This is a genomic window from Pseudocolwellia sp. G5-9 (assembly GCF_055808995.1).
Genome location: NZ_CM147893.1, coordinates 3,368,366 through 3,384,180 on the forward strand (window position 1 = coordinate 3,368,366; position 15,815 = coordinate 3,384,180).

Annotated in this window: 14 protein-coding genes; 5 read left to right on the plus strand and 9 right to left on the minus strand. The window is 37.7% G+C overall.

All coding sequences use genetic code 11. From position 1 onward, the window contains the following. Nucleotides 1–26 precede the first annotated feature (26 nt). The 3 genes from AC0L5Q_RS14525 to AC0L5Q_RS14535 all read left to right on the plus strand — a co-directional run bounded on the left by AC0L5Q_RS14525 (nt 27) and on the right by AC0L5Q_RS14535 (nt 1,594). Nucleotides 27–752, plus strand: coding sequence for a siderophore-interacting protein (locus tag AC0L5Q_RS14525; protein ID WP_473610199.1), 726 nt, complete (start codon nt 27–29; stop codon nt 750–752). A gap of 99 nt (nt 753–851) precedes the next feature. Beyond that, on the plus strand, nt 852–1,322 hold the full coding sequence (locus AC0L5Q_RS14530) for a DUF4405 domain-containing protein (RefSeq protein WP_473610202.1): 471 nt from the start codon (nt 852–854) through the stop codon (nt 1,320–1,322). Continuing rightward, nucleotides 1,319–1,594: a hypothetical protein gene (locus AC0L5Q_RS14535; RefSeq protein ID WP_473610206.1), complete on the plus strand. Its 276-nt coding sequence runs from the start codon at nt 1,319–1,321 to the stop codon at nt 1,592–1,594. The genes AC0L5Q_RS14530 and AC0L5Q_RS14535 overlap by 4 nt, the downstream gene beginning before the upstream one ends. 68 nt (nt 1,595–1,662) lie before the next feature. Here the strand turns inward: AC0L5Q_RS14535 and AC0L5Q_RS14540 are convergent, their stop codons facing one another. After that, nucleotides 1,663–2,583: a hypothetical protein gene (locus AC0L5Q_RS14540; RefSeq protein WP_473610210.1), complete on the minus strand. Its 921-nt coding sequence runs from the start codon at nt 2,581–2,583 to the stop codon at nt 1,663–1,665. Nucleotides 2,584–2,853: 270 nt separating this feature from the next. Here AC0L5Q_RS14540 and AC0L5Q_RS14545 point away from each other — a divergent pair, with 270 nt between their 5' ends. Continuing rightward, nucleotides 2,854–3,639 (plus strand): phytanoyl-CoA dioxygenase family protein, encoded by a 786-nt coding sequence (locus tag AC0L5Q_RS14545; RefSeq protein WP_473610211.1) that lies wholly within the window; start codon nt 2,854–2,856, stop codon nt 3,637–3,639. A gap of 16 nt (nt 3,640–3,655) precedes the next feature. Here AC0L5Q_RS14545 and AC0L5Q_RS14550 read toward each other — a convergent pair whose 3' ends face one another. The 4 genes from AC0L5Q_RS14550 to AC0L5Q_RS14565 all read right to left on the minus strand — a co-directional run bounded on the left by AC0L5Q_RS14550 (nt 3,656) and on the right by AC0L5Q_RS14565 (nt 8,016). Further along, nucleotides 3,656–4,348 carry a tRNA (adenine(22)-N(1))-methyltransferase gene (locus AC0L5Q_RS14550; protein WP_473610214.1) on the minus strand — a complete coding sequence of 231 codons (693 nt, stop codon included), beginning with the start codon at nt 4,346–4,348 and terminating at the stop codon, nt 3,656–3,658. 18 nt (nt 4,349–4,366) lie between these two features. After that, nucleotides 4,367–5,941, minus strand: a complete 1,575-nt coding sequence (locus AC0L5Q_RS14555; RefSeq protein WP_473610219.1) for a nitrilase-related carbon-nitrogen hydrolase — start codon at nt 5,939–5,941, stop codon at nt 4,367–4,369. Between the two features lie 134 nt (nt 5,942–6,075). Continuing rightward, the gene (locus tag AC0L5Q_RS14560) at nt 6,076–7,119 is read right to left on the minus strand and encodes an NADP-dependent oxidoreductase (RefSeq protein WP_473610222.1); all 1,044 of its coding nucleotides are present in this window, start codon (nt 7,117–7,119) and stop codon (nt 6,076–6,078) included. A 201-nt stretch (nt 7,120–7,320) separates the two neighbouring features. Continuing rightward, nucleotides 7,321–8,016: a type 1 glutamine amidotransferase domain-containing protein gene (locus AC0L5Q_RS14565; RefSeq protein ID WP_473610225.1), complete on the minus strand. Its 696-nt coding sequence runs from the start codon at nt 8,014–8,016 to the stop codon at nt 7,321–7,323. A 159-nt stretch (nt 8,017–8,175) separates the two neighbouring features. Here AC0L5Q_RS14565 and AC0L5Q_RS14570 point away from each other — a divergent pair, with 159 nt between their 5' ends. After that, nucleotides 8,176–9,084, plus strand: coding sequence for a LysR family transcriptional regulator (locus AC0L5Q_RS14570; protein ID WP_473610228.1), 909 nt, complete (start codon nt 8,176–8,178; stop codon nt 9,082–9,084). Between the two features lie 42 nt (nt 9,085–9,126). Here the strand turns inward: AC0L5Q_RS14570 and AC0L5Q_RS14575 are convergent, their stop codons facing one another. From AC0L5Q_RS14575 to AC0L5Q_RS14590, 4 genes are all read right to left on the minus strand, one after another. After that, a complete protein-coding gene (locus tag AC0L5Q_RS14575; protein WP_473610232.1) occupies nt 9,127–10,083 on the minus strand; it encodes a carbohydrate kinase family protein in 957 nt (318 codons plus the stop codon). A 40-nt stretch (nt 10,084–10,123) separates the two neighbouring features. Then, a complete protein-coding gene (locus AC0L5Q_RS14580; protein ID WP_473607552.1) occupies nt 10,124–11,446 on the minus strand; it encodes an IS4 family transposase in 1,323 nt (440 codons plus the stop codon). 133 nt (nt 11,447–11,579) lie between these two features. Next, a complete protein-coding gene (locus tag AC0L5Q_RS14585) occupies nt 11,580–14,000 on the minus strand; it encodes a TonB-dependent receptor domain-containing protein (RefSeq protein WP_473610236.1) in 2,421 nt (806 codons plus the stop codon). Nucleotides 14,001–14,306: 306 nt separating this feature from the next. Further along, complete coding sequence (locus tag AC0L5Q_RS14590; protein ID WP_473610239.1) at nt 14,307–15,680, minus strand: MFS transporter; 1,374 nt, start codon at nt 15,678–15,680, stop codon at nt 14,307–14,309. Nucleotides 15,681–15,815 lie beyond the last annotated feature (135 nt).

Genomic DNA, 15,815 nt, shown 5'->3' on the forward strand with positions numbered 1-15,815 from the left:
TATTTAAACAACAAGAGGAAGTTATTATGGGTCCAACTATGCGTATGACACAGGTTTTATCAGTGTGTGATTTATCTCCGCACATGAAACGAATTGTATTAACGGGAGATGATCTTTCAGACTTTCCTGAAAAAAAGGAAGGGGGTCATGTTAAAGCTATTTTCCCTAACCCAGCGTCAAGCGATCAAAAGCCTAAGCTTGGCATGTACTTTGGTTTTAAAAAATGGATGCGTTCTTATACAATTAGATCGTTTGATAAGAAAAATTTAGAACTGACTATCGACTTTGCTGTAAATGATCACGAAGGATTAGCGAGTAATTGGGCGCTTCAAGCTAAAGTGGGAGATTATCTTGGTATAGCTGGTCCAGGTGAACCAAAGCACACTGATTTAGTTATAGATAATCATTTGTTTTTGGGTGATATAACGGCGCTACCGGCTATTGCAGCTACTATAGAAAAGTTGTCTGATACTGCTAGCGGGCATGCATATATACAAGTGCCAAACAAAGAAGATATTCAGTCATTAAAAACGCCAGAAGGGATTGAGGTTCATTGGCTTGTAACACCCAATAAGTTAACAGATGATTTTTTAAGTAGCCTTGAATCAAGAGGAAATAACTTGAATAATACGGCTATATTTATAGCGGCTGAAGCAAGTGTTACTAAACAACTAAAAGGTCACCTGAATGATAACTGTGATTATGATAAGTCAAAACTTTATGCTAGTGCTTATTGGAATCAAAAAAGGTAATGGCTTAATTTAACGATTAATGTTTGCTAGAAAAACATGAGTATAGCGTTTTATTATCATTTATTATTACAGGTAAACATTAATACAAGGTCAAGGTTTATGTCAGATTGGAAACAAAGCTTACAAAAAACACGTTACGTAATGGATGCACTATTACTTATTAGTTTTATGTTGGTTTCGGCGCCACAAGCTACAGGTGTTCCGCTACATGAGTGGTGGAGTTTAGTTTTTATTATCCCGTTTATTATCCATCTTTTATTGCATTGGGATTGGATCAAAAAAAGTGCAAGCCGATTAGTCTCTAAAATATCTGCAAGAGAGCGTTTTAATATTATTTGGGATTATTTAATTTACTTAATGATGTTATTGGCTTTTGTTAGTGGATTTTTGGTTTCTGTTGCGTTATTACCAACTGTGGGAATAGATCTAAATATTCAAGATTTTTGGTCTAAAATACATCACGATTCAGCTACGTTATTAATGCCTATGTTAGGTATTCATTTGGCTTTAAATTGGAATTGGATTATTCAATTATCAAAGCGCATGTTTGCTAGAGAGGAAAAAGCATGAAATATTTACAATATCGTTGGCAGTCTCGATTGTTTGTTGTTGCGCTAGTTTCATGTTTGCTAAGTGTTTTACTGGTAGGTTTAGAGTTTACAGGCTGGGCTGAGCAGATAAATCAATTAGGGTATTCTCATGGAGAAAATGAAGGAGGTGAACGTAATATTCCTGCTGCTATGATGTATATTCTACCTTTTATTAAGGAGTTTGTTTTAATTGGAGTACCGTTGTTGCTGACACTTTTATGGATTAAATTGTTTAAAAAGCGCAAGATGTAGTAAAAATACTTAATAGATGTTGTATTGCTTTTAATAATAACGGGTATAGAAGTTTTGTTTATAAGCGTTTAACCCGTAAAATCTTTCTTATTAACGTCAAACATTATTTTTAACCATCTTAGGTTTTCTGGACCAAGGTGTGCTTGTTCATGTAAAGCAGGGTTTTCGTAAGCTTCTTTGTAAACATGGCATATTGCAACTTCGGTTAGTTCTCGCCATCTTTCATCATCTAGTTCAGGAATACTACCATCTGCTAAATTAGGACCTGTTAATGGGTCATGTTGATATTCGCTTGTGCGTAGAGTTAGTTCTAATTCTTGTAAAATAGGGTTAATTACCTGAAGGGTATTGGCGTCTTCAAACTCTTTAGCTATATGCTCTTCGGCGTCTTTTATTGATTTATCGAGCTGATATTGGCTTAATTTTTCTCCGGTTGGTTTAAGGCCATATTTATTTAGAAGCCCGCCCACACTAGGTAATATTGCTTTAGCTGCAATGCCTGCGCCGAGTAGCGGATTTACTATAGCTGCTAACCCGCCAACCAATAACATGCCATAAGTTAATTTTTTATCGAGTGAGTCAATTTGGTTTGCTAGAGATTCTAAACTGCTTGGATTGTTATTTTTGTTTTTTCGAGCCATTTCTTCAGCCGATTGGCGCATATAGCCTTTAAGCATTTCTTCTGAATGTTCATTTGGAAAGTGAAAAATACGGCGTTTGGGTAGATTATTAATTTCGGGAATTGCATTAGGTAAACAACGCATAGTGTGCAGAGCAAATTTATACTCTGAAAGCTCGTAAGGTATAACAAAGTAATGTTTTTCGTCATATTGAATCCCCTTATATTTATCTGACTTTTCAGCAGAAACAAATATTGGTAAGCCATCTAGTTTTTCTTTTACGATGGCGTAATTAGAAGATAATTCCTCTGTTGCTTTGTCTGTTAAAGAACGCGCAGCATTAATTCCTTTTTTGAAGAAGTTTTGCATGAGTGATCGATTTCCTTTGCTTAGTCATTATAAATCAAAATAATATAAAACCCGTTAATCCGAGTTCAGACCATATACGAAAATGAGTAAAGTGATAATGTTTATTTATAACCTTCGCTCAAATACTCAGAATTACGCATACTGCTTGATGCAAGGTAAAGGGAGCAAATATTAAGTGTAGATAGTCGAGTTAATTCGTTTAATGTTTGACTACCAAGTAAGCGATAAAGATAATACGCGTTTTTAACTCTGGGTTAATTAATTTCATCAATGGTAGAAAATCTAAATCAGCTAAATAGTCATTATGAAGAGCAAGGTTATTTTGTGATTCGAAACTATTTTAATGTCACTGAAATGTCGTCTCTTAGAGAGGTGATATTAACGTTTCATGAGTGCTGGAAAAAAGACAATGCTGAGTTTTATCAGACGGAAGCGTTTAACTCTTCTTTAATTACTGGCAGCCAATATTTAAGTTTTGATGACCGAATAAAACTTTTTAACTTTATTAGCTCAAAAAAAGTAATGGATATTGTTAATTGTGTTCTCCCTATTAATCCTGCCTTTATGAATACTCAGTTGTTTTTTAATCCTGTTAACCCTCAACAGAAAGACTTTTGGCATCGAGATTGTCAGTATGATCATGATGTTGAATCACAAAAAAAAGTGATTCATGAAGATCAGGTTTTACATCTTAGAGTACCTTTATTTGACGAACTAGGCATGGAGTTAATTCCTGGTACGCATAAGCGCTGGGACAGCGAAGAAGAATTTAATGTACGAGATGAAAGAAAGGGCAGGTTGAGTAGCGATGATTTATCTAACGGTAAAAAAATTGAGTTAGCCGCGGGTGATTTACTCGTTTTTTCGGCTGACATGATACATCGAGGTTTGTATGGTTTAGACCGATTAGCGTTAGATATTTTAATTTTTGATTCAGCAGCGGATTATGTTGACTACGTAGATGATGATTGTTTACCTGATAGCACAATGCTGGATAAAATCAGTGACCCAACACTATTCATGAATACCATGCGTTTAAAATCGCTAGCACGTTAGTTATTATTTATCGGTACTATCTATCAGTATGAATCACAGGTACTAGCGAACGGTAAGCATCAATTATATGTTGTACTTTGCTGGTGTCACCTTGCTGAATGCGTTGGTAATGATTCAGCGTTTTATGTAAATAGCTTTCAACTACTTTAGCTTGTTGCGGTGAGTGTGCCTGCCATATTGTTTCGCCAACGGGCGTTATCGGCTTATGCTTGTTATGGGCAGATGAAACCAATAAAACTTCATAAAAACGTTTGTTATCTTCCACCAATACTTCTTGCTGCAAACTAAAGTTAAGTTCTATTAGCTTATGGCGTAATGCAAATTGGTGATGCACAGGGCATAGTAAAAAATCTATAGCTAGATTTTGGTGCTTTTGGTAAATAGCTTCAACAAACTGGATCATTAAATCGCCACCCACTCCGGCAATAATCACAAGGTGATTACCTTGGTATTTTTCTAAAGGCAATGTTGCTACATCAAGGCAATGTGTTTCCCATCTTGAAACCGCGTTTGAATAAAAGCGTTGTAGTTTAGTGTCTAGTTCAGCCATTAACTCAGGCACAATATCAACAAAATGAATATGAGTATCCGTTTGTCTATTTAATAGCGCCGCGCCCAAAAAGCCATGATCGCAACAGCAATCCCAAATGTGGGAATACTGTGCGCTAACCATTTTATCTATTTGTTTTAGTCTTTTACTGAGCTTCAAGAAAATGCCTGTTAGTGATTAATCCGTTTGCAATATCGTAAGTTTATTACAAGCCGCGCTCGGATAAACCAACGCTTTGGTTATTTTACCGTGCTGATATTTAATTAAAGGTCGGTTGAGGTAACCTTCAAACTTTCTAAACTGCCACTGCTCTAGCTGGGTGGGCGTTGTCGTTAAATTGGCAATAAACCCCGTACATTTCTGTGCTTTTACTTTGTTTTTCTTAAATATATTGTTATCGGTTTTATCAATAGGTGTTGCGGCTGCAAAGCTTTTTTCGCGACTCGCTGCCACAATGCAAATACGGTGCTCTGCGGCTTTAGCTATTAAGTTATATTCTACTTCGCACGGCTCTTGAATATCAAAAGGAACCAGTAATACGTGAATGTTATTTAACGCTGCAAGGCTAACTATTTCGGGTATGTTGGCATCGTCGGCAGTTAACATGGCTACGTTAATATTGCCTTGTTCTAAGGGTAATTGAATAATCTGTAAGTTATTTCCTAGCGCACTCCACGAATATCTTTGGCAATAATGCAATTGTTGTTGTGTAGCAAATACCCCTTGTTCGTTGATTATGACGGCTTGATGTATTCCTTCAATCACTAAGCTTGTACATACGTATTGAAACGGTCTGAGTTCAGCGCTTATTTGACTAATTAGTTGTGTACTTAAGTTTTCTATTTCAGCGAGTTGTTCGGTGTTATGAGTAATACTTTTATCTGCAATAAAAAATAACTCAGGTAATTGAATAATATCGCTGAGGTTATTTTCAATGTAATGGCATACATCTTCAATCGCTTGTTCGTTAGATTTATAGGTGGCGAATAGTGCAACATTAGCGGTTGCTGGAACCTTGTTATTATCTGTAGTTAAGGGTGTTGTTTTTATTTGTGATTGTAGCGTTTGATAAAGTTGAGGTCGTCGTTGTTCAATAATATTTGTTTCATCGGGTCGTAGTTTTTTAAGGGCGCCTTCCAAGTCTATATCAGCAAAAACAAAGCCTGTTTCATTGTGCGTTATTTTTGCTAATAACTGACCATTAGGGGCTACTACTTGGCTTTGACCAAGGCTAACAAGCGGTTCGTTTGTCTGCTTAGTTCCAGTTAAAAATGGCCCAATTTTATTTGCTGAAGCTAAAAACACCTTATTTTCACAGGCGCGAGCAGGACCATGAATATTATGTTGATCAAGTGAAAACGTGTTCATTGAATGGCATAACAACTGTGCGCCTTGCAAAGTTAAACCACGCGATGCTTCAAAGCTAGTATCTTGGCTGTTCGATAAAAGCCCAATTTTTCCCCAAGGTGTCGTTAATGCTTGTTGTTCTGCGGGATAAATAATTTCACCTTGCGGTGATAATAAGCAAGAAGTCGGATGCTTTTTGCTTGGCTGAATTAGGCTAAGAGTAATATAACAATGATGTTTTTTAGCTTGATCGACTATTTCTTGTAAAAAAGAGATGTTACCCAGTTCAGGAAGAACAATAAGTGATGGTTTACACGCTGCGGTTTGGCTTATTACGTTAATACAATTTGCTAAGGTTTCTTGCGGATCAGATGAAGTGGCAAGCTGAGTAACGGCTATTCGCATGATGTGTTTTTCCAGTCACGAATGATCTTTGAATTGAAATATGAAAGCATAACGCTTAATTGATTAGGCTATTATACCTAATCAATTTCAATGTGCGTGACTTATTCCTTTCAAATACTACGGGATAAATGCTCTTAGGATAAGCTATCGGGTCCAACGCGAACCACTAATTTACCAAAGTTTTTACCTTCAAGTAGGCCAATGAATGACGATACGGTGTTTTCAATACCTTCAACCAAATGCTCTTTGTATTGAATTTTTCCTTCTGTAATCCATTTCATCATAGCTTCGCTAAATTCATTATAACGATGGCCATAGTCATCAAATACAATAAAGCCTTGCATTTTTATACGTTTAACTAATAAAGCGCCCATTAAAGACGACATTCTGTCGGGACCGCTGGGTAATTCAGTCGCATTATATTGCGAAATTAAGCCACATAAAGGAACACGAGCACTTGAATTTAGTAGGGGTAATACAGCATCAAATACTTTGCCACCTACGTTTTCAAAATATACATCGATACCTTGAGGACAAGCTTGGCTAAGTTGTTCTGCTAAATCGCTTGAGTGGTGATCTAAACAGGCATCAAAACCGAGTGTTTCAACAGCGTATTGACATTTTTCAGCACCACCGGCTATACCAATAACTTTACAGCCTTTAATTTTTGCAATTTGCCCAACTAAACTTCCTACTGCACCAGTAGCTGCGGCTACTACAAGGGTTTCGCCTGCTTTGGGTTGTCCTATATCTAATAGGCCCATATAAGCGGTTAACCCCGGCATACCTAAAATACCTAAGGCATAAGAGGGGTTTGTTAAGTTATTGTCTAATTTAAGTAAGTTGACTCCGTCAGATATGCTGTAGTCTTGCCAGCCGCCAAAAGCAACAACCCAGTCGCCTTGTTGATAGTCAGCATGGTTTGACTCTTCTATCCGACAAACACTGCCCCCCACCATGACTTCATTTAATGCGACAGGATCAGCGTACGACTTTGCATCATTCATTCGTCCTCTCATGTAGGGGTCAAGCGATAGATATACTGTACGTAATAATACTTCGCCTTGTTTTGGCGTTGGTCTATCTGTTTGTAATAAGCTAAAGTTTTCGTGAGTAGGTGCACCAAAAGGTCGAGATGCTAATACAATTTGTCTATTGATTTTAGTCGTTTGTGTCATAATGAATTCCTTATTTTTTCTGATCCATAAATTAGATCAACTTATTCATAAAGCGATTAAGGCAATTTTAGTCTCAGCTCAAAGACAGTGGCTATTTTACTCTCGAATTGGTTTATTTAGAGTAACGAACTTACACACATTCTGCTTTATTAAAGAGTAAAATAGCCTATTACATAAAAATAATACAAAGGTCAGCAGGCCCTAATTATTTGGGTTTAATTGGCTTAGTAATTTTTTGGCTACTAGCGTTGAGCTTGCAGGGTTTTGTCCCGAAATAATAAGGCCATCTTGCACGGCAAAAGCATTCCAATCTTCAACTTTTTGATAATCGCCACCACGCTTAATTAACTCGTCTTCAAGTAAAAACGGTACGATATCGGTAAGCTCTACAGCGGCTTCTTCTGTATTGGTAAATCCTGAAATAGCTTTACCTTTAATGGCGTATTCACCAACGCTGTTTTTAACATTTAAAAAAGCGGCTGTTGCATGACATACCGCAGCTACAGGTTTGTTGCTTGCTAAAAAGCGCTCTATTAATTGAATAGAAGTCGTGTTTTCAGTTAAATCCCATAATGGTCCGTGACCGCCAGGGTAAAAAACGGCATCAAAATCATCTGCGTTTAATTCAGCTAAAACGCGTGTGTTAGCCACAAGGTTTTGTGTTTCTGGATCAGCAAAGTATTTTACCGTTGCTGGCGTTTGAAAATCGTCTAGTTCACTCTTCGGATCGATAGGTGGTTGTCCGCCAAGAGGCGACGCTAACGTGACTTCAATACCTGCATCTTTAAAGGTGTAATACGGAGCGGCAAATTCTTCTATCCAAAAGCCTGTTTTTTCGCCTGTGTTACCTAAATCAGCATGAGATGTTAATACCATTAATATTTTCTTTGTATTCATTTTATACCTCGATAATTTCAATTTGTTACATGTATTTTGCTAGTTGGGAGCAGTTTACTCTTGTTAGTTATAGCTAACAATGCAGACAAAATTGATATCATTGTATTAATAAATGATACAATGGCGATGTGTGTTTTTTAAAGCTAAGTCGAGTAAGTGATGGATATTTCATTTGAACAACTCAAAAGTATGGTGGTATTCGCGCAAGTCATTGAGCAAGGTACATTAAGCGGCGCAGCTAAACGTCTTGGCTTGTCGCGTGCGGTGGTGAGCTACCATATTAAGAAGCTTGAAGCGCACTTAGAGATAAAGTTACTCAATCGTTCAACCCGTACTATTTCTCTCACCGAAGCGGGTAGCGATTATTATCAACATTGTCGTGTTATTGCCGAGCAAGCGTCTGCGGCTAATCAGCAAATTGAAAACTTAAAACATGAACCTGTTGGCTTACTCAAAATTACTTGCCCAGTAAATGTTGGCTTACAAACTATTGTGCCAGCACTTAACGAATTCAGAACCCTTTACCCTAAAATTGAACTTGATGTGATGCTAACGGACGAGGTAGTTAATATCATGAAAGAGGGGATTGATTTAGCTATACGCGGCGCGCCATTAGCGGATTCCGGCTTACAAGCAACCAAGCTTTCTACGCTAGGCACTTGCCTTTGCGGCGCACCCTCGTATTTTGAAAAGTTTGGTGTACCTACTCATCCGACAGACTTAAATAAGCATCAATGGGTGGTGTATAAATTGACCTCGGGTACGCTTGAGCTAACAAAAGGCACTCGTTCGTTTAGTATTGAAATGAAAGGCACTATTACCACGAACAATGCCGCAGCACGCACAGCTTTTGTTGAAGGTGGACATGGTTTAGCAAGAATTCCAGTTTACGATGCCAAACCTAAAATTCAGCAAGGTACTTTAGTGTCGGTGCTTGATGACTATAAAATGAAAGACATTAATGTGTATGGCGTATTTCCCCCAGGTGGAGCAGAGTCTAAAAAGTTACGTTTGTTAATTGATTACTTAAAGGCGTATTTTGTAAAACCACGCCTTTTGTTAGATTAAAGGGATAGTTACCAGCAAAAGTATTATTACGCTGGCGATAAATTAAATGTCTGTTATTTTAGGGAGCGCTGCAAATGCACCTTTTTTCTGACAAGTAAACGCACCACATTTTGCAGCAAATAATATGGCAGCATAAATATGGTCAGGTTGTTCTATAACATCAAATAGTGTTTTTTTGTTTTCATTACTGTAAGTTTCTTGCGCTAAATAAAACAGAAAGCCTGAAATAAAGCTGTCGCCTGCACCTGTTGTGTCAATTGGTATTATTTTAGGCACTTCATGCATGGTTGAAAAATACTTACAGGTAGCCTGTACTGCATTTGAACCGTCGGTTACTACAATAAGTTTCGCGCCTAGAGATATTAAAGATCGTATGTAATCTTGAACATCAAGTTGTTGAATATTTGCTAAGTACTCCGCTTCGTCTTTACTTAATTTTATAATGTCGCTTTGCTTAATGCAGGCTTCAACTCTTTCAGGTAATAAAGCAAGGTCGTTCCAGAGTTGCTGGCGTAAATTTACATCAAAACTTATTAACACATTGTTAGCTTTGGCCTGTTTAATGGCATAAAGGGTGTTATCGCTCATTGATTCACTGGTTAACGTGTTTGAACAATAGTGAAATAAGCTAATGCCTTGCCACTCAATATTATCGATATGTGCTTTTGTATATAAAGTATCGGCTGTGTTGTGGCGATAAAAGTTAAAGTCTCTTTCGCCGTGCTCGTCTAAACTGACTAATACGAGAGCGGTATTAGCATTTTTTATTTTTTGAGTAAAACAGGTATTAACGCCTTCGCTTTCTAGTTGCTGTAGAAGCATATTACCAAAATTATCTTCGCTGATACCTCCAGCAAAGTAACTTTCTCCACCTAGTTTAGCGAAAGCTACTGCAACATTAGCAGGAGCACCTCCAGCAAGTGGAATATAGTTTGGGTTGTTGATTGAGGCGGGTAAAAAGTCGACTAATACTTCGCCATAACTGAGTAAAGAACACATAAATTCACCTTAAAAAAAGCCCATAAAAATGTAATGCCGTTCACTTAAGGTGAGCGGCATTTCTTTTTTTAACAGGGTACCTATTCTTAGAACACTTCAATTCTCGCGGATAACTCCGCTCTCTACGTGCTGGCAATACAAACTGTTTGGCACTTTTGGTTATATCCATAACAAATTTTGACACATTTCCTGGCGAACAAAATGGCAACATAGTCAGTTGATAAATTATGTGCATTGAAGCACCATGAAAACTTAATTGGTTTGGATGTATTGAATCGAGTGACTTCGCCATTAATACCATTTGATAACGGATCAGATTATAAGCGAGTAATATCCCCCACAACTCTTGTTTTATAAGCTCAGGTTGATTACTACGCAAGGTAAATTGGCTATCAAGTAGTGACTGCTTCATTTCTCTAAAACCAAGTTCTATCTCCCACCGATGTCCGTATAAATCGACAATATCAGCGACAGGAAACTTCATTGCATCCGTCATAGACGTTAACACTTCGCACGCTTTACCATTAACCTTTCTCGATACTAATCGAGCTTCAATTGATTCAGGTAATTCAGGAAACTTCTTTCGTGCTTGGGGACAGGCGGTTAAACGAACTATTTTATCTTGGCGTCCTAATGAACGAACAATGTCATATTGTACGTTCTTTTTTAGCGGTATCAGCCAATGACGTGATATTCCCGTGGATTGCCAACGATAAAGTAATCCAAGCGAGTAGAAGCCTCTATCAAATAGTGTCAAGCTATGATCTGGTGTTGTTTCAACTAGCGAGCCAGCTAATTTCATTTCGTTAATATCAACACTATCAAAAGCACTTTGTGTTAATAAATGACTTGTTAATTCCATCTGGCATACCATGCGCACTTGGGGGTAACTTGCCTTGCCATGAGAGTTTCCTGTACGTGCAAAATATTCATTATTTTCTTTTGAGTCAGGTGTTCGCCATACAACGCCATCAACACCTAATAGTGTCAACCCACACCATGTTGGGTGAGTAGACTCCTCATGCCATAGCGATTGTGTTTTATTAAAAATAGATTCTATTGCTTTATGACCAAGTTTCTTTCTTGCTTGTGTTACGGCACTAGGTGCAACATAGGGGTCACCGTTAGGTAGAATGATATCAAGCTGATTAACTAATTGGCGGATAGACATTTTACGAAATAAAGCCATACCAATAACAGCCCACACCATTTGCTCCATAGGAAGCTTGCGCTTCCTTATGGTCGCAATACCTGACTGAGCCAACGCTTCATCAACGATGCTTGGGTCTAATAATTCACTTAATCCTGTAAATTCAGTAAAACTATTTTGTGAAACTTGTGATAAGGCGGTAGAGAGTTGCAAAAGAAAAGGCTCCTGAATAAATTCAGAAGCCTTTATATACTAACCAGAAGATCGGTCAATGGATCGTTAAACATTTCTTAACTGATCGGCATTACCATAAAAATGGGCTTTTGATTGCTTTGACTAGAAAAAATTAAAAATCGTATTTAAGAGTAATACTGCTGGTTCTACCGTTAATTGTTCTAGCTCTGATAATGTCATTTACAGGAACAGTACCTTCTTCAGCTTCGGTAATACCTGTAGTATCAAATAGATTGTTAATGTTTAAAGCAACACTAAATGCGTCGGATAAATAATATTGAGCGAATGCATTTACTTGCGTGTATCCGTCGAATTTAAGAATATTATCTACACTTTGATCAAGGTTATCTTGAGCATAAGCATCAGTCGTTCCTATTAAACTAATACCTGCAGAGCCTTCGTCGAAGTTATAACGTGTTGTTAATGAATAAACTAAGTCAGCTTGTCTTCTTGGTGTATTGCCTACTTGATCTGGGTTTTTATTGTCTTTCGTAATTTCGGCGTCAGTCCATGTAAAGTTACCTCGAATATCAAAGTCGCCAATGTAGTAAGCGGCTTCAACCTCAACACCATACGACTCATATACTCGGTCAGTAAATCGTTGACTGCTTGCTTCAAAGTTTTGCTCTTGAGTTTCAGCAAAGAAAGCCGTAGCAAATACCGAAAGTCTGTCTTGACGATACTTAATACCCGCTTCGAATTGGTCAACTTCATCAACTGCATCTTCATCATTTACACTACCGTCAGTAGCAATTTTACCAAAGGCTAAACGGTCAGCGTTTGCTGTTCCACCATGACTTAAGCGAGCAAATACAGCCATATCATCATTTAGAATATAGTTAGCACCTAAAGAGTAAGAGGTGTAACTCCAATCGTAATTTACATAAGAAGGATTGCTGTTATCTAATACCGAAACACTTTGTTCAGCAACTGAAATTGTACCGTCTCTGTTCATATCTAATTCAGCTTGTACTGCACCCGTATAAGTACCGGTTGCTTCTCCGCTGTCATGACGAACACTTGCATCAATAGTTAAATCACCAAAGATTGAATTAACCGCAATATAAGGTGCGGTTACATCGTATTGAAGATCATAGTTACGTGTACAACAGTTGCCCCAAGCTGGCACACCATAAGCAATTAAGCCGTTATCAGAAAAACGAGTACCGTTAGCTGCGGTTACATCAACAAGTGCGGCGTTGTCGCCTTTAACTTCTTGCAGGTATGAATTCCAAAGCCAAGTTGTTTCAATGTTTTGTAATGACTTGTAGTAACCAAAAGTTACATTGGTATCGCCAAATGATTTTAATATTTTTAAATCATTAACCATAAAATCTAAGTTATTCATTTCAACATCAAACGTATGAATACGCATTAAGTTGTTACCCGTATAGGCTTGTCCTTCAGAAGGGCCGTTTGCGTAACTCAAGGTTGCACCTGTACCCGCTAAACTTTCAGCAAGTGTTTGGCTGTTTTGAATACTTTCAGGGATAGGTGAAGTAAAGCCACCTTTAGTGCTTGATGTTCTAAATCTGTTTTCAATAGACCAATCGTTGCCTAAATCAAATACGGCTTCAACACCTACAGAATCAACTTCTGGGCTCATGCCGTCGCGCATGTCTGAACGACGTAGATTGTTGTTAGCATCGGTTGTTAATAACGACGTAAAATAAGCTGAGTGTGGAGTATCAGAAGAAGGGTCAAAACTACCTACTGATTTGCCTTTTGATGTTGCCGGCATAGGTAAATATGCAATAGTTTTATCGTCTAAATGTTTGTAATAAAGTCTTACGTAGCCTTTATCAAACTCTTTAGTAATATTCGCTTTTATCTGCCCGCCTTGATTACCCGTGTAACCAGCTTCTCTTGGGCCTTCGCCTTGACGGTAAAAACCACCAATATGAAAATACAGGCTATCGCTAATTTCGCTGCCGTATTCAAAATCGGTACGCGTATGATCGTAATCTAGGCCAATGGTTGTTGCTACACTACCTGATTCAGATTCACCTGTTTTACTGATGATATTAATAATACCACCCGGTGAGTTGGTGGCTAAGGTTGAGGCAGAACCACCACGAATTGATTCGATAGATGCCATGGTGCTGTCTAATCTTAAAAAGATATCAGCGTTACCAAAAGCAATATCACCAAATTGTAAAAGTGGTAAGCCGTCTTCTTGAATTTGTAAAAACTTTGCACCACCAGCAGCAACGGGTAAACCACGTACTGCAATATTGGCATTACCTTCGCCACCAGAAGACTCTGATCGAATACCTGGTATAGATCTAAATGCTTCAGCTGAGCTTCTTGGTGTACTCACTTCTATTTGATCTGAAGATAAGCTACTGACTGAAACACTTGATGCCATAACGGTTGCGCCTTTACCCGCCGAACCTGTTACCACAATGCGTTCAAAGTCTAAGCCTTTCTTTTCTACTGCTTCTGATGTGGCGGTATCTGCTGCGCTTACGCTAGAACATATCGCCATGGCTAACGTGCTTAGTATTAATTTCTTATGTGTAATGTGTTTCATGTGTTCACCCCGTGTATCTATTTAGTATAGTTATTTTTAACTCGAACTTAATCGATTAAGTTAATGTTTAACTAAACGAGTGCATTTTGCAAATATTTTTTTTCTTAAACTGTGTTTCTTCTATTAATCTGATGAAAAATAAAACGATTTAGTTTGGATTTATATACAAAATTAATGTGCCACAAGACTGTAAATAACAAATAGGGCGTTAATAAACCCTAAAAAATCACTTAATAACATTGAGGCGCATAGTAAAAAATACATTACTTAGTAAAAGTGATGTATTTTTTGCAGAAACAATTCAGGTTAATTACGGCGCTGGGCCAAATCATTTTCAATCTGAGTTAATTGCGCCCGATCAATTTTGTAGAAGAGTATAAGAATAGCACCGAATAAAAAGAAAACGCCGGGTAATATGTTAAACATATAGCGAATACCTTCAATAGACTCTGGCGTTTGGGTTTCGTTAGCTATAAACCCGAAGGCTGCTAGTATAAAGCCAGGTAGTGCGCCACCCACAGCAGAACCAAACTTTAATGAGAACATAGAGGCGGATACCGTTAAACCGGCGCTATTATTACCTGTTTTCCATTCTCCATATTCCACACAATCGGTATACATAGTAAAGAGTAGAGTAATTGCTATACCAAAAGTAATAATGCCTAAGGTATGCACAATAATTGTCAGGGCAAGGTTGTCTGGGGAAATAGTAAATGCGAAGAAGAGCAATAATGCATGAATTAAATTAATGGTGAACATCAATTTGTGTTTTTCAAAAAGCGTTACTAATTTAGGGGTAATAAGTGCGCCAAATAGTTGACCGAGTAAACCACATGAAATAATTAATGTGGTTTCATCCATCCACAAGAATATATTAGTACCGTCGTCACCCATATAGTATTTAGTGTAATAGGCAATAGATGCAAAGCGAGCCACTAAGCCAACCACAACGAATATCCCGGTAAATACGAGTATTATCCACGACTTATTTTCTATTAAAGTAGCGAAATCTTCTTTAATACTCGATTCATGCTTTTTAGGTGTAACGCGTTCTTTAGTAACAGCAAAGGTATACCAAAATACAGCGACAGACAGAATAGCAAATAAAATAATGGTTAAGCGGAAACCTAATAACTCATCGCCGCCACCTAAATAATCAACCAAAGGTTTGGCTGAGGCTCCTACGACTAAAGATCCTACAGATGCAAAAATAAACCTAAATTGTGCCGCTTTTGTTCGTTCACCAGATTGTGGATGAATAACAGCCATCAAACCAGAATAAGGAACATTAATGGCAGTATAAGCCAGCATAATTAACGAATAAGTAATATAAGCAAAAATTAGTTTTCCGGTATCACCAAACTCAGGGCCTAAAAATAGAAGGTAACCCAGTAGTGCGTAAGGAATCGCCATCCAAAGCAAATAAGGACGATACTTACCCCATTTAGTTGTGGTTCTATCAGCAATTAATCCCATAGCGGGATCACTTACCGCATCAATAATTTTTGTTACTAATAGCATGGTTGCTGCAGCCGCAGCAGAAATACCATAAACATCGGTGTAGTAATACAGCAGAAATAGTGAAAAGAACCCCATGTAGAAGTTAGACGCCATATCTCCCATGCCATAGCCGACTTTTTCTTTGAAGGATAAGGGTGGTGAATTATATTTCGTTGTCATTTTGTTTTCCCCTGACTACATTCTATATATACCATGCACTTTGAGTTGATATAGATATATTACAATTTAAGCATGATTTAATTTTTATTATTGATTTATTCTTACTCACTTGAATGGCTATAAAAATAGTACTTT